Raw genomic sequence first — 14,767 nt, 5'->3', positions numbered from 1 at the left:
CGGCGAGGCGGATCGCGATGCGAGACGATGTAGTCGAGGCGAGTGCGGTGGTCGGGCACTCGCCCGAACAGGTGTGGCAGATCGTCGGCACGCCCGAGCTCTACCCGAGGTTCGTCCCGGCGATCAGCTGGTGCGAGGTCACCGTGCCCGCCGAACGCGGCCGCGGCCCGCACTGCCTGATCCGGCTGGCCCCGGACCGGGAAACCGTGGCCGAGGGCACCATCCACGCGGCGGTGTACCGGCCGGGCGAGCACGTCGTCTGGTGCGGCCTCCCGGACGAGCGGACCTGGGTGTCGGTCGAACTGCGCCCGGTCCCGCGCGGCGGCACCGAGATAGTGCTGCGGATGATGCTCCCGTCGCTGCCGCCGGAACACTCCGGCCTGCTCGCCCGCGGCACGGTGAAAGGCCTGCTCAAGCAGCTGTCGAAGCGGATCGGGCAACAGCTGTCCGGACTGCCGGGCGACCCGCCCGAGCACGAGCCGGCGACCGCCCTGCGCACGGCGAACACGCTGGTCCGCGCGGGCGTGCTGGCCGCGGGACGGCCGGACAAAATGGTCAAGCAGCTCAGTTCGTTCGCTCGCTGGGGCGCGACACTGGCCGGCGGGTACCTCGCCGCGACCGCCCGCGGCGCGGACGACATCGCGGTGCACGACGAGCGCAACACGCGCACGTTCGGCGAGATAGACGAACGCAGCAACCAGCTGGCCAACGCGCTGGCCGCGCTCGACGTCGAGGCCGGTTCGCGGGTCGCGCTGATGTGCCGCAACCACGCGGCGATGGTCGAGGCGTTCGTCGGATGCAGCAAGCTCGGCGTCGACGTCGTCCTGCTCAACACCGGCCTCTCCCCCGCCGCCGTCGAAGAAGTGCTCACGCAGCACCCGCCCGCCGCGGTGCTGGCCGACGACGAGTTCGCGCCGATCATCGCGTCAGTGCCCGGCGAATTCCCGCGCGTGAGCACGTGGGACGACGCCGATCAGGGCTACCGCACGCTGGACGAGCTGCTCCAGGACGCCCCCACGACGCGGCCGAAGCCGAGCGAACGCGAAGGCCGGATCGTCGTGCTGACCTCGGGCACCACCGGGGCCCCGAAGGGCGCGCGCCGTCCGACGCCGAAGGGCGTGAGCACGTCGGCGACCGTTTTGTCGCGAATCCCGTTGCGGGCAAGGGACAAGATCGCCGTGGCCGCCCCGCTGTTCCACAGCTGGGGACTGGCCGCGATGCAGCTCGGCATGGCGCTGCGGGCGGAGCTGTCGCTGATCCGCCGGTTCGACGCGGAGCACACGCTGCGCACGATCGCCGAACACCGCTGCGACGCGCTGTTCGCGGTGCCGATCATGCTGCAGCGGATCCTCGACCTGCCCGAACGCGTGCGCAACCGGTACGACCTGTCGTCGCTGCGGATCGTGGCGAGCAGCGGATCGGCGATGCCGGGCGCGTTCGTGACGTCGTTCATGGACACCTTCGGCGACGTCCTCTACAACTTCTACGGCTCCACCGAGGTTTCCTGGGCGAGCATCGCCGACCCGGCGGACCTGCGCGCCGCGCCGACGTCCGCCGGCCGCTGCCCGCCCGGCACCCAGGTGGCGATCCTGGACGAGGACCGCCGCCCCGTCCCGCCCGGCGACGAGGGCCAGATCTTCGTCGGCAACGACATGCTGTTCGACGGCTACACCAACGGTTCCAGCGTCCCGCGCGCCCACGACCTGATGGCCACCGGGGACGTCGGCTACCAGGACGCGTCCGGGCGGCTGTTCGTGACCGGCCGGGCCGACGAGATGATCGTGTCCGGCGGCGAGAACGTGTTCCCGCGCCCGGTCGAGGAAGCATTGGCCGCGCTGCCGGGCGTTTCCGACGCGGCCGTGGTCGGCGTACCGGACGACGAGTTCGGCCAGCGCCTCGCCGCCTACGTCGTCCTCCGCCACGGCGCGCGCATGCACGCCGAGGACGTCCGGCACTACATCCACCAGAAACTCGCCCGGTTCGCTGTGCCGCGCGACGTCTACTTCGTGCCCGAACTTCCCCGCAACGCCACCGGAAAGATCGTGAAGCGGCTTCTCAACGACGACCTCTGGCCCATCACGCAGGGATAAATCAGAACCTGGCCAACTGCCCCTGCGGCCCCGGGCTCGACGCGGCGGCGGTGACGCTGAACCGGCCCGGCCCGAACGTCTCCTCGCCGGTCGGGCCGGACGAGATCTGCCGGATGCTCGCGCTCAGATCCGCCTCGACCCCGCCGGGCAGCTTCAGCCTGATCAGGAACGGCAGCACCAATCCCACCACCATGAGCCCGACGAGCACCGGCGTGAGCGTCGTCAGCATGACGCCGGTGATCTTGTCGGACAGGAAGAACGCGACCCACAACGCGATCAGCGCGGCGATCCCGACGACCACCACGACGACGCTGCCCGCCGTGCTGCTCCGGGTGATCCGCAGGCTTTCCTCCATGATCTGCAGGCTGCGCTGCGCCTCGACGTTCCCCGGATCGAGTTTCACGCACCGGCGCAGATCGCGGATCGCCTTGCGCCGCTGCATCGGCTTCGCCGGGAAATCCCCGGCGGACTCAGCCAGTTTGTACCGCGCGACAGCGGCGACGAAGTAGGGCTCGGCTTCGTTCGAGGCAAGGGAAATCGCCTCCTGCGCGCGAGCGAGCGCGTCGGCGTGAAACTGCCGTCCTTGGGTGGCGTCGCCGCGTTCGATGAGCAATTTGGCCACTGCCACCAGCAACTGCCACCGCGGCAGGTCACAGTCGTTGCGGCGCAACGCTTGCTGCAGGACGTCTTCGCCCTCGACGAAATCGCCCGCTGACCGCATGAGCGCGACCGCGAGCCCGAGACTCGCGCTTCCGTTCGCCGGATCGATCTGCCGCGCCTGCCGGAAATGCCGCGCGGCGCCGGCGCCGGATTTGCCCGCCGGATCGTCGATTTCCCGCTGCAGATGGAGATATCCGAGTTCGACGTGCGCCTGGGCGTCGTACCAATCGCGTTCCAGCGCCGCGTCGAGGTGGGCTTCCGCCTCGTCGAACCGGCCGAGCTGCGAGTAAAGCGCGCCGAGATCGACGTAGCTGGCGTGATGGCGATCCAGTTCGACCGCGCGGCGGAAATGCTGTTCCGCCTGAGCGAACTGCCGCCGCTGGTAATTCAGCACCCCGAGGCAAGTGTGCGCGGCGTGATATCGCTTGTCCTTCTCCAGCACGGAAAAACACAGCTTCTCGGCTTCGTCGCGACGCTGCGGCGTAGCCTGCCGGACCAGGCACCAGGCGAGACCGAACTGGTGATCAGCGCTGTCCGGCTCCTTCTCGCAGGCGGTACGGAACCGTTCCTCAGCGGCCGGATAATCCCCCGCGGCGAACCGGATCCACCCCGACTGCGCCGCGGTTTCGGCTTCCTCGCCGGAATTCCGGGCATCGGCCCGCAACAGCGCGAGCTGCTGGTCGGCCTCGTCCAGCCGACGGCTGTCGTGGTAGATCCAGACGAGTTCCTCGCGCAGCGACCGGTTCCACGGCATCCGTTCCAGCACCTCGGCGACAGCCCGCTCGGCCTCGTCGAACCGGCGCAGCGAGCGCAGCGCGGCGGACCGCCCGGTGATCGCGTCCACGAGCAGCGGATCGATCCGCAGCGCCCGGTCGAACCAGGCGAGGCTCTCCTCGTACTTCAGCTGCTCGTCGTGCAGCAGGGCCAGCTCCGCCAGCAGATCCGGCTCGTCCGGACGCCGCTCGATCGCCTCCTTCGCCGCTGCTTCGGCCTCCTCGAACCGCCTCGTCCGGCGCAGCGCGACCACCCGCCACTCCAGCGCCAGCGCGTGGAGCGGATCCAGGTCGAGGGCTTGCCGGATGCTTTCCAGCGCCTCCTCGAAATGCCCCTCGTCGCCCAGCAGCAAGGCGCGCTCCACAAGCAGTTCAGGGGTATTCGGACAGAGCGCGATCGCTTCCTTGACCGCCGCCCGGGCTTCGCCGAACCGGCGCAGCCGGCGCAACGCGGTCACCCGCCATTCGAGCGCACCGGCGTGCTTCGGGTCGACCGCCAGCACCCGGTCGTACCACTGGATGGCTTCCTCGGCGCTGTCGCCGCCCCGGCAGAGCGCCGCCATCTGCATCAAGCCGGTGATGTTGCCCGGCTGCCGGTCGAGGATCGCCCGCGCGCTGGCCTTCGCCTCGTCGAACCGGCGCAGCCGGAAATACCCCACCGACAGGGCCAGCAATGCCCAGGAATGCGCCGGGTCGAGCTCGAGCGCCCGGCGGAACGAATCCAGCGCCTCCTCGAACCGGGACTCGTCGTACCGCACCCAGCCCAGCTGCACCAGGAGGTCCGGTTCGTCCGGGCGCTGCTTGATCGCCTCTTCCGCCGCTGCCTCGGCCTCCTCGAACCGCCGCAGCTGACGCAGCGAAGCCACGCGCTCCCCGAGCGCCCGAGCGTGCGCCGGGTCGAACTCCAGCACTCGGTCGCACCACGAAAGCGCTTCCTCGAACCGGGACCGGTCGGTCGCCAGCCAGGCTCGCTGCAGCAGCAGTTCCGGTTCGTCCGGGCACTGCTGGACCGCTTCCTCGAAGACTGCCTCGGCCTCGACGTGCCGGCGCAGCGAAATCAGCACCGACATCTGCGACCGCCAAGCCCAGGAAAACCGCGGGTCGAGACCGGCGGCCCGCTGGAACCACTCCAGCGCCTTCTCGTATTCGTGCTGGTCACCGTCGATCCAGCCCCGTTGCACCAGCAGGCTCGCGTTCTCCGGGTAGCGCGCGGCCGCGTCCTCCGCCGTCGCTTCGGCGTCGGAATAGCGGCACAGCTCGCGCAGCGTGTCGATTTTCGACCGCAGCGCGGGCAAATGCGAGGGCTCCAGCCCCAGAGCCCGGTCGTAGCACTCGAGGGCCTCCTCGTGCCGGAGCAGATCCCCGGCGACCCATCCGGCGACCACCCAGCGAGCGGGGTCGTCCGGATGCTGTCCGACCGCCTCCCGAGCGACCTCCTCGGCCGCTTCGAACCGCCGCAGCCCGCGAAGCGCGAACACCCGGTTCTCCAGCGTGCTCAGGTCCTCCGGATCGACGGCGAACGCCCGCTCGGCCCAGTTCAGCGCTTCCTCGAAGCGGAACCGGTCCTCGGCCACCTCGCCCGCTCTCAGCAAGCAGTCCACGTCGTCCGGATGCCGGTCGACCGCCTCCCGCGCGGCGACCTCCGCCTCGGCGAGCTTCCGCTGTTTCCGCAGCAGGTTCACCTTCGCCAGCAACGCGAGCTTGTCCCGCGGTTCGACCGCGAGGGCGCGGCCGACCCAGTCCAGTGCCTCGTCGAGGCGGGACTGGTCCTCGGCCAGCGCGCCGCCCTCCAGCAGAAGGCCGGCATCGTCCGGCCGAAGGTCGAGCGCCTCCCGCAGAGCCGGCTCGGCTTCGCCGAACCGCTCCAGCAGCCGCAGCTTCCGCACCCGCCACCGAAGCGCCGTGCCGAGCTGGGGCGCGATCTCCAGCGCCCGCTCGAACCAGGTCAGCGCCTCGTCGTCGCGCTCCCGGTAGTCGGCCACCCAGCCCATCTCGACCAGGAGCCGCGGCTCGCGGGGATGCAGTTCCATCGCCGCTTTGGCCGCGTCCTCCGCTTCCTCGGCCCGGTCCAGGTACCAGAGGGTGCTCACCCTGCACCGCAACGCCCACTCGTTCCGCGGATCGACCGCCAGCGCGCGTTCGTACCAGGCCAGCGCCTCCTCGTCGCGGTCCCGCTGGTCCGCTATCCGGCCCATCGTCGTCAGCGGATCCGGTTCGTCCGGGTGCCGCTCGATCGCCTGCCGGCCGGCCTCCTCCGCTTCCGCGTAACGCTTCAGCGAAGCCAGCGCCAACACCCGCCAGCGCGCCACGTCCACGCGCCCGGGATCGACCGCCAGGGCCTTTTCGAAGATCGGCAGCGCGTCCGCCCAGTCCTCTTGATCGCAGTGCACCCGCGCTTGGGCGTGCAGGATCTCCGGGTCGTCCGGGAACCGGATCAGCCCCGCTTCGGCCGCTGCGTGCGCCTCCTCGAACCGGCGGAGCTGGCTCAACCCCGCCACCAGCCACGCCGCCGCCAGTGCCGGGGAATCCGGGCAGTTCACCGCGTGCGCGAAGGACTCCAGGGCGTCTTCGAGGCGGTACTGGGTCAGCTGCACCTTCCCCAGCGCGATCCACCGCGCCGGGTCGTCCGGGAAGTCCCGCACCGCCTGGCGGCCCAGCTCCTCGGCCTCGGCCAGCTTCCAGTCGTCGCTCAGCCGGTCGATCGCCTCGGCGGTGGCCGCTTCCGTCACTGGAGTCCCTTTCCTTCGAGAAGCCCGCGCACAGCATGCCCGGTCCGGACGGGTTCTGTCTGCCGATCCGCGGTCACGGTCCCAGCGCGCGCCCGGCCGCCCTTCCCACCGCCTCCGCCACCGCGGCCAGCGGCGGCGAGTCGAGCTTCCACTGCTGCCAGTACAACGCCACGTCCACTGCCCGGTCCGGCGCGAGATCGACCAGTTCCCGCCCGGACAGCTGCAGGTCCGGCACCATCCCCCACCCCAGCCCGGCCGCCACCGCGTCCACAAAGGACACCGACGCCGGGACGTAGTGCCGGACCCGGCCCGGCAGCTTGCGCCGGGTCAAGCGGCGCAGAAAGCGGTCCTGCAGATCGTCTTTCCGATCGAACAGCACGGCGGGCGCGGCGGGCAGCCGTTCCGCCAGCGAACCGCCGTCCAGCCAGCGCCGCGCGAACTCCGCCGACGCCACCGCTCGGTACCGCATCGTGCCGAGACGGCTGACCGTGCAGCCCTGCACTGGCTGTGGCGTCGCGGTGATCGCGGCCATCACCAGCCCCTCGCGCAGCAGGGCGGCGGTGTGGTCCTGATCGTCGCTGCGCAGGTCGAACGAGACCGGCGGCTCGGCGGGCACCTCTTCGAGCGCGGGCAGGAACCAGGTGGCCAGCGAGTCCGCGTTGACCGCGATCGGCAGCGTCGTCGGCGCGCCGGGACCGCCGAGGCCGAGCTCCGCGCGGGTGTCCGCCTCGAGCCGGGTCAGCTGCCGCGCGAACCGCACCAGCACCTCGCCGGATTCGGTGAGCCGCACGGGTTTCGATCGCAGCACGAGCACCCGGCCGATCCGCTGTTCCAGCGCCTTCACCCGCTGGCTCACCGCGGGCGGCGTCACGTGCAGCACCGCGGCGGCGCGGTCGAACGACTGCTCGTCCACCACCGCGAGCAAGGTGCGGACCTGGTCGAGCGGAAGATCGGACATCACGATCGCTTATCTTAGTTCAGAATCTTTACCTGGAATAATGGTCGCTCCGGCTCTTAACGTCGGCAGGGTGATCGCTGCGCTCAGCGCCGGATTCGGCACCGGCATGTCCCTCATCGTCGCCATCGGCGCGCAGAACGCCTTTGTGCTCCGCCAAGGGCTGCGCGGCGGCCTGGTCGTGCCGGTGATCCTCGTGTGCACGCTGTCCGACGCGGTCCTCATCGCCGCCGGGGTGAGCGGGATCGGGGCAGTGCTGCAGCAGTGGCCGTCGGGGATCAGAGTGATCGCGATCGTCGGAGGGCTCTTCCTTGTGGGGTACGGAATCCTCGCCGCACGCCGCGCCTTCCGGCCGGGCACGCTGACCGTCTCCCCCACAGACCTGACCTCGCCGAAACGCACGCTCCTCACCTGTCTCGCACTCACCTGGCTCAACCCGCACGTCTACCTCGACACCGTTCTCCTCGTCGGCTCCGTCGCGGCCGGACACGGCGACAGCCGCTGGTTGTTCGGCATCGGCGCGGTGGTCGCGAGCGCGGTCTGGTTCAGCGCCCTCGGCCTCGGCGCGCGACGGCTGTCCGATGTGTTCGCCCGGCCGGCGGCCTGGCGGATCCTGGACGGCGTGATCGCGGCGACGATGATCGCGCTGGGCGTCGCCCTTCTCCTGCGCCGGGGATGAATCAGCAGGCTTCCGGCGAACGGGACATTTAGTGTTGCTAATGACTCTGAGTCAGAGCTAACTTGGCGGCATGCCCGCTCCCCGGATCGACCTCGCCGAACGCGTTCTCACCGCGGTACTGGGCGTACGCCGGGTCGTGCGCCGCCGCGTGCGCACCGAACTGCCCGGCCCGCATCTGCCCGGCTCCCAGGTGGAACTGCTGCGCGTGGTGCACCGGAACCCGGGCATCGGCGTCGCGGCGGCGGCCCGGGAACTGAGCCTCGCCGGGAATTCGGTGAGCACGCTCGTGAACGTGCTCACCGACGCCGGCCTGCTGCGCCGCGAAGTCGACCCGGCCGACCGCCGGGCCGCGCGGTTGCAGCTCACCGACGCGGCCCGGGACCGGATGGCGGCCTGGCGGCGCGCCCGCATCGGGCTCGTTTCCGAGGCGCTCGCTCAACTGTCCGAAGAGGACACCGCGGCGATCGTCGCCGCGCTGCCCGCTCTCGAACGGCTCACCGAGGTGCTCAAGGAGGACACATGAGCGCAGCTTGCTCCGGCGTGAAGCTCCTCAAGGAGGCGACAGCATGATCGAACCGGCAGTCCGCTGCACCGGATTGCGGCACGCCTTCGGCGCCACCGTCGCGGTCGACGGCGTGGATCTCTCCATCGAGGCAGGCGAAGTCTTCGGTCTCCTCGGCCCGAACGGAGCCGGGAAAACCACCACGATCCGGATGATCACCACGCTTCTGCCCGTCTCCCCGGACCGCATCAGCGTCTTCGGACTCGACGTCGCCCGCCGCCGGATGGCCGTCCGCAGGCTGATCGGCTATGTCCCGCAACAGCTTTCCGCCGACGGCGCGCTCACCGGCCGCGAGAACGTGTCGCTGTTCGCCCGGCTCTTCGACGTGCCGCGCCCGCAACGCGCCGTTCAGGTGCGCGAGGCGCTCGAACTGGTCGGACTGGAGAACGACGCGGACCGCCCGGCCGGCCGCTATTCCGGCGGCATGATCCGACGGCTGGAGCTGGCGCAGGCGCTGGTCAGCTCGCCCCGGCTGCTGATCCTCGACGAGCCGACCATCGGCCTCGACCCGGTGGCGCGTTCGGCGGTCTGGGAGCGGATCACCGAGATCCGCGCCAAAACCGGGATGACCGTGCTCGTCACCACTCATTACATGGACGAAGCCGAGCAGTACTGCGACCGCGTCGCGCTGATGCACAGCGGCAAGATCCGCGCGCTCGGCGCCCCGGCCGACCTCGAAGCCGGACTCGGCCCGGAGTCCACTTTGGACGACGTCTTCCGGACCGTCACCGGGAACGCGCTCGACGCAGGAGGGATCCGCGATGTCCGTGCCGCTCGCCGCACCGCCCGCCGTCTCGGCTGACCCCGGCCCGCTGGGACAGCTGCGCGTGCTGTTCTCCCGGATCGGCGCGATGTGCCTGGTGGAACTGCAGAAACTCCGCCGCGACCAGACCGAACTGCTCACCCGGGCGATCCAGCCCGCGCTGTGGCTGCTCATCTTCGGCGAAACGTTCACGCGGCTGCGCGCGATCCCGACCGGATCGGTGCCGTATCTCGACTATCTCGCGCCCGGCATCCTGGCCCAGTCCGCGTTGTTCATCTCCATCTTCTACGGCATCCAGATCATCTGGGAGCGCGACGCGGGCGTCCTCGCGAAGCTGCTCGTCACGCCCACGCCGCGCGCGGCACTGGTGGCGGGCAAGGCGTTCGCCGCCGGGGTGCGCGCGCTCGTCCAGGCGTTCATCGTGGTGATTCTCGCCGCGCTGCTCGGGGTCGGGCTGACCGCGAATCCGTTGCGGCTGCTCGGCACCGCGGTGGCCGTTGTGCTCGGTTCGGCCTTTTTCTGCTGTCTTTCCATCGTTATCGCCGGTTTGGTGCTTTCGCGCGAACGGCTGATGGGCATCGGCCAGGCGATCACGATGCCGCTGTTTTTCGGGTCCAACGCGCTCTATCCGGTGAACCTGATGCCGTCCTGGCTCAAGGTGCTGAGCCACGCGAACCCGCTGAGTTATCAAGTCGATGCCTTGCGGGGGCTCTTGATCGGCACCCCTGCGAACCTCTGGGCGGACTTCGGCGTCTTAGCAGGTGCGACCGCATCGGCGATCGCGGTCGCTTCGGCTCTGCTCGGAAGGCTGGCTCGATGAAACACCCTCGTCCGCACACCGGTTTCTCACCCGGACAGGCATAACGTGGGAACCGTGTCTCGTCGCAGGGGGATAGCCCCGTTCCTCGGATTGTGCGTGCTGGCCGGAATTCTCGTCGCGGGCGCGCTGGCCCCGGTCGCCATCGGAGCCGGCGTGCTGTCGAACCAGGTGAGCGATTCCGTCGACTCCATTTCCGCCGATCTCGTGCACGCGGAGCCGCCGCTCGTCACCACGGTCACCGACCGCAACGGCGGGACGATCGCGACTTTGTACGCGCAGTACCGCATTCCGGTCACCCCGGCGCAGATCTCCCCCGCGATGAAAGCCGCGATCGTCGACATCGAGGACCGCCGATTCTACAGCGAGGGCGGCGTCGACCCGCAGGGCATGCTGCGCGCCGCGGTGCACAACAGCTCCGGCGGAAACCTGCAGGGCGCGTCCACGCTCACGCAGCAGTACGTGAAGAACTACCTCGTGAACGTCGTGGACCGCAACAACAAGGCGGCGCAGCAACGGGATCAGGAGGATTCGCTGGCGCGCAAGCTGCGCGAGGCGAAGATGGCCGTGCAGCTGAGCCAGACCGTGTCGAAAGACGACATCCTGGCCGACTACCTGAACGTGGTCGAATACACCGGCACGGTCTACGGGGTCGGAGCCGCCGCGCAGGCGTATTTCGGGACGACAGCGGACAAACTGACCGTGCCGCAGGCCGCGTTGCTGGCCGGGATGGTGAACAACCCCAACGTCTACAACCCGTACACGCATCCGGACAAGGCGCTCCAACGGCGCAATCTGGTGATCGATTCGATGGTGTCCGCGCGCTCGATCCCGGCGTCCTACGGCGCGACAGCGAAGGCGACTCCGCTGGGCCTCAGCGGTTCGCGGCCGCAGGCTCCGTCGAGCACGTGCCTCGGCGCCGCCCCGGACGCCGGATTCTTCTGCGCGTACGCGGTGCGCTACCTCGTCCAGTCCGGGCTCACCGCCGACCAGATCGACACCGGCGGGTACACCGTGAAGACCACAATGGACCCGCACGTGAGCCAGGTGACGAAGGACGCGGTGAACGCGAACGTGCCGACCGCGCAGGACGGCGTCGCGAACACCTTCGCGAGCGTGCAACCGGGCAGCGACGGGCACCAGGTCCTCGCGATGGTCGCGAACCGCAACTACGGCACCGATCCCGACCAGGGCGAGACGTCCACGAACATCGTCGCCGACGCGAGCAACAAGTTCGGCGCGGGCTCGTCGTTCAAGATCTTCACCTCGGCCGCGGCGATGGTCACCGGGAAAGCGGGCCTGAACACGCCGCTGCCGAACCCGTTCAGCGACTGCTTCAACCCGCCCAACATGAACCGGTACACGCACTGCTATCCGGTGAGCAACGACGGCACGAGCTACCCGAACCCGATCTCGCTGGCCACCGGACTGGCGACGTCGCCGAACGTCGCCTTCGTCGGGCTGGAGGCGCAAGTGGGCATGCCCGCGGTGCTGGACATGGCGCGGAAACTGGGCCTGCGCAACACCATGGCGACCAACGACGCGGGCAGCAAGCCGATCACCGACCCGTCCGACGCGCGGTCGAAGAACCCGCAATACAACGAACCGCAGTCGCAGTACTTCCAGAACCTGCTGTCGTTCACGCTGGGCAACAGCCCGGTGAGCCCCTTGGAGATGGCGAACGTCTCCGCCACCCTGATGAGCGGCGGGATGTGGTGCCCGCCGAACCCGATCCTGTCCGTGACCGACCGCCACGGCCAGCCGGTTTCGCTGCACCAGCAGGCCTGCGAACAGGTGATCCCGCCCGGCGTCGCGAACACGCTGGAGGCGGGGCTGAGCCAGGACACGACCGTCGGCACGTCCGCCCGCGCGGCCCAGTCGGCGGGCTGGACCCACCCGGACATCGGCAAGACCGGCACCACGCAGGAAAGCGAATCCGTCGCGTTCGTCGGCGGAGTCGACCGCTACGCCGTGTCGTCCATGGTCTTCGCCGACGGCCCCCACCCCCAGGAAATCTGCCCCGGCACCCCGGTCCACCTGGGCGACTGCGGCCACGGCGCGTTCGGCGGCACGGTCGCCGCGCCGCCGTACTTCGCCGCGATGAACCAGCTCCTGGCCGGACAGCCGGACGTCCCGATCCCGCCGCCGGATCCCGCCTATCTGGACGCCCACGCCTGAGCTGCCGTGTGTCTTGAGGGGTTCCCTCACGGACTTTTCGCGAAGCCTCGGGTGTCCTCCGATGCGAAAATCCTCGCCGGAAGGAGGTGACCGCCCATGCCCCGACGAGCCGACCGGTCCGACCAGTCCCTGGAGCAGATCGAAAACTCCGATTGGGGCGACCCGCCCGCCGACGCGACGCGGCTGATCGAAACCGTGCATCGCTTGCGGCGCAAGCCGATCGCGCTGCTCACCGTCGAGGACGTCCGCCTCCTGCTCGGCCAGGACGTCGGCGCGCCGATCCTCGTGCCGCGGGCGCTGGCCATGCTGGAGCAAGACCCGCTCTGCGAGGGCGACTTCTATCCCGGCGATCTCCTCGAGTCGACGATGCGCGTACCGCCGTCCCACTGGCGCGCCCGCCCGGACCACCTCGAGCGGCTCGAACGTGTCATCGCGGCGATCGACACCTCCGCCGAGGACTTCGACAACCTCCTCCGCCGACGCATCGCCGCGTTCCGCGAGCGGCTCCGTTCCTGACCGGCCGGGCCACCCCGCCGCGCTCCGGCACGAAGCCGCGCACCACCTGCGGCCGCACCGAGGTCCCCACCCACCTCCGCGAGCGCCCCTGAGCGAATGACCCGAAACCCATCCCCGCCGTGCTCTGGAGCGCCCGCACCGTGGGCTTCGCTCCCCGCCTCCCGCGAACAGCACCGCGCCAGTCCACCCCGGACGCGCTCCGGAGCACCCGCACGGCGGACTTCGCCTGCCGCCTGCCGCCCCCACGCCCCACCCCCGCGGAAGCCCGAACCACCCGCGCCCCGGAGCGTCCCGACTGCGCTCCGTGCCCCCGCGAGCGCCGTCCGATGTTGCGTCTTCCTGACGGTCGTAAAACGTATTACAGTAGCTGGACGCGTGAATGGCCGTCGTCTGAATTGGGGGCACGTGGTGCAGCTCCAGCCGAGTGCGCATGTCGACACGTTCTGCCGGGACCACCTCCCGCCGTTCGAGCAGTGGCCGCGGTTGTGGTTCGACCTGCCCGAACTGCAGTACCCGGACCGGCTCAACGCGGCCACCCGCCTGCTCGACGACACGATCGCGCGCTGGGGAGCCGACCGTCCCGCGCTGCTCTCCCCCACCGAATCCTGGTCCTACGGCGAGCTTCTGACCCGCGCCAACCAGATCGCCCACGAACTCGTCGCACAAGGCGTCGTGCCCGGGAACCGCGTGCTGCTCCGCGGTCCGAACACCCCGTGGCTCGCCGCGTGCTGGCTCGGCGTACTGAAAGCGGGCGCGGTCGCCGTCGCCACCATGCCGATGCTGCGCGCGCACGAGCTGTCGAAAATCATCGAAGCCAGCTCGCCCGTCATCGCCCTCTGCGACCACCGGTATCCCGAGGAACTGCAGTCCTTCGACCTCCCCCTGATCCGCTACGGCGGCGACACCCCCGACGACCTGGCCGCCCGCTGCGCCACCCGCCCCGAGACCTTCGAGGACGTCGACACCGCCGCGGACGACGTCGCCCTCCTCGCCTTCACCTCCGGCACCACCGGCCGTCCCAAGGCGACCATGCATTTCCACCGCGACCTGCTCGCCATCGCCGACACGTTCTCCCGGCACCTGGTCAAACCCCGGGAAACCGACCTGTTCTGCGGCACTCCCCCGCTGGCGTTCACCTTCGGCCTCGGCGGCCTGCTGGTGTTCCCGCTGCACGCCGGCGCCGCGACGCTGCTCATCGAACGCGCCACCCCGGCCGAACTGGCCGACCTCGTCGCCGAGCACCGCGTGACGGTCCTGTTCACCGCGCCCACCGCATACCGGGCGATCCTGGCGTCCGACCGCCGCTCGATGCTTTCCGGTTTGCGACGCGCGGTCTCGGCAGGCGAGGCCCTGCCCGAATCCGTCGCGACCGACTTCCACGAGGCGACCGGCCACTGGCTCATCGACGGCATCGGCAGCACCGAAATGCTGCACGTCTTCATCTCCGCCGCCGACGAGGACGCCCGCCCCGGCGCCACCGGCCGCGCCGTCCCCGGCTATCGCGCGCAAATCGTCGACGACGAAGGCCGCCCCGTCCCCGACGGCACCCCCGGCCGGCTGGCCGTCCAAGGCCCGACCGGCTGCCGCTACCTGGCCGACGACCGGCAAACCGTCTTCGTCGAGGACGGCTGGAACCTGACCGGCGACACCTACGTCCGCGATTCCGACGGCTACTTCCACTACCGCGCCCGCAGCGACGACATGATCGTCTCGTCCGGCTACAACATCGCCGGTCCCGAGGTGGAGGAGGTGCTGCTGCGCCACCCGGACGTGCTGGAGTGCGCAGTGGTCGCCGCCCCGGACGACGCGCGCGGCTCGATCGTCGCCGCTTACGTGGTCCTCAACGACGGCGTGCCCGGCGACGACGCGAAGGCGAAGGAACTGCAGGAGTTCGCGAAATCCCTTGCCGCGCCGTACAAATACCCGCGGCGGGTGGAGTTCGTCCCGGACCTTCCGCGCAACCCGAGCGGAAAGGTCCAGCGGTACCTGCTGCGGCGTCGCGCCGCCGAACCGGTGAGCTGAGTTCCGAGCCCCGCTGTGCCCGC

General features: G+C 70.2%; 10 protein-coding genes. 8 read left to right on the top strand and 2 right to left on the bottom strand.

Annotation, left to right across the window (positions count from 1 at the left end):
- Positions 1-17 precede the first annotated feature (17 nt).
- A complete protein-coding gene (locus ACZ7OI_RS44580; protein ID WP_470270149.1) occupies positions 18-2,090 on the top strand; it encodes an AMP-binding protein in 2,073 nt (690 codons plus the stop codon).
- Between the two features lies 1 nt (position 2,091).
- Here the strand turns inward: ACZ7OI_RS44580 and ACZ7OI_RS44575 are convergent, their stop codons facing one another.
- Both ACZ7OI_RS44575 and ACZ7OI_RS44570 read right to left on the bottom strand, forming a co-directional pair.
- Complete coding sequence (locus ACZ7OI_RS44575) at positions 2,092-6,252, bottom strand: tetratricopeptide repeat protein (protein ID WP_470270148.1); 4,161 nt, start codon at positions 6,250-6,252, stop codon at positions 2,092-2,094.
- 73 nt (positions 6,253-6,325) lie between these two features.
- Positions 6,326-7,210 (bottom strand): LysR family transcriptional regulator ArgP, encoded by an 885-nt coding sequence (locus tag ACZ7OI_RS44570; protein WP_470270147.1) that lies wholly within the window; start codon positions 7,208-7,210, stop codon positions 6,326-6,328.
- 40 nt (positions 7,211-7,250) lie between these two features.
- On the opposite strand from ACZ7OI_RS44570, the gene ACZ7OI_RS44565 reads away from it, so the two are divergent.
- The 7 genes from ACZ7OI_RS44565 (at position 7,251) to ACZ7OI_RS44535 (ending at position 14,744) form a co-directional block, all read left to right on the top strand.
- Complete coding sequence (locus ACZ7OI_RS44565) at positions 7,251-7,886, top strand: LysE/ArgO family amino acid transporter (protein ID WP_470270146.1); 636 nt, start codon at positions 7,251-7,253, stop codon at positions 7,884-7,886.
- 70 nt (positions 7,887-7,956) lie between these two features.
- A complete protein-coding gene (locus tag ACZ7OI_RS44560) occupies positions 7,957-8,409 on the top strand; it encodes a MarR family winged helix-turn-helix transcriptional regulator (RefSeq protein WP_470270145.1) in 453 nt (150 codons plus the stop codon).
- A 43-nt stretch (positions 8,410-8,452) separates the two neighbouring features.
- A complete protein-coding gene (locus ACZ7OI_RS44555; protein ID WP_470270144.1) occupies positions 8,453-9,250 on the top strand; it encodes an ABC transporter ATP-binding protein in 798 nt (265 codons plus the stop codon).
- Entirely contained in the window at positions 9,210-10,031 is an 822-nt protein-coding gene (locus ACZ7OI_RS44550; RefSeq protein ID WP_470270143.1) for an ABC transporter permease, read from the top strand. Before ACZ7OI_RS44555 ends, ACZ7OI_RS44550 begins: the two co-directional genes overlap by 41 nt.
- A 45-nt stretch (positions 10,032-10,076) precedes the next feature.
- Complete coding sequence (locus ACZ7OI_RS44545) at positions 10,077-12,206, top strand: transglycosylase domain-containing protein (RefSeq protein WP_470270142.1); 2,130 nt, start codon at positions 10,077-10,079, stop codon at positions 12,204-12,206.
- A 96-nt stretch (positions 12,207-12,302) separates the two neighbouring features.
- Positions 12,303-12,722, top strand: coding sequence for a contact-dependent growth inhibition system immunity protein (locus ACZ7OI_RS44540; RefSeq protein WP_470270141.1), 420 nt, complete (start codon positions 12,303-12,305; stop codon positions 12,720-12,722).
- Between the two features lie 408 nt (positions 12,723-13,130).
- A complete protein-coding gene (locus ACZ7OI_RS44535) occupies positions 13,131-14,744 on the top strand; it encodes an AMP-binding protein (RefSeq protein WP_470270246.1) in 1,614 nt (537 codons plus the stop codon).
- The last annotated feature ends 23 nt before the right edge of the window (positions 14,745-14,767 follow it).

This window comes from Amycolatopsis sp. NPDC114503, assembly GCF_055633655.1.
This window is presented reverse-complemented; position numbering and strand designations above follow the sequence as displayed.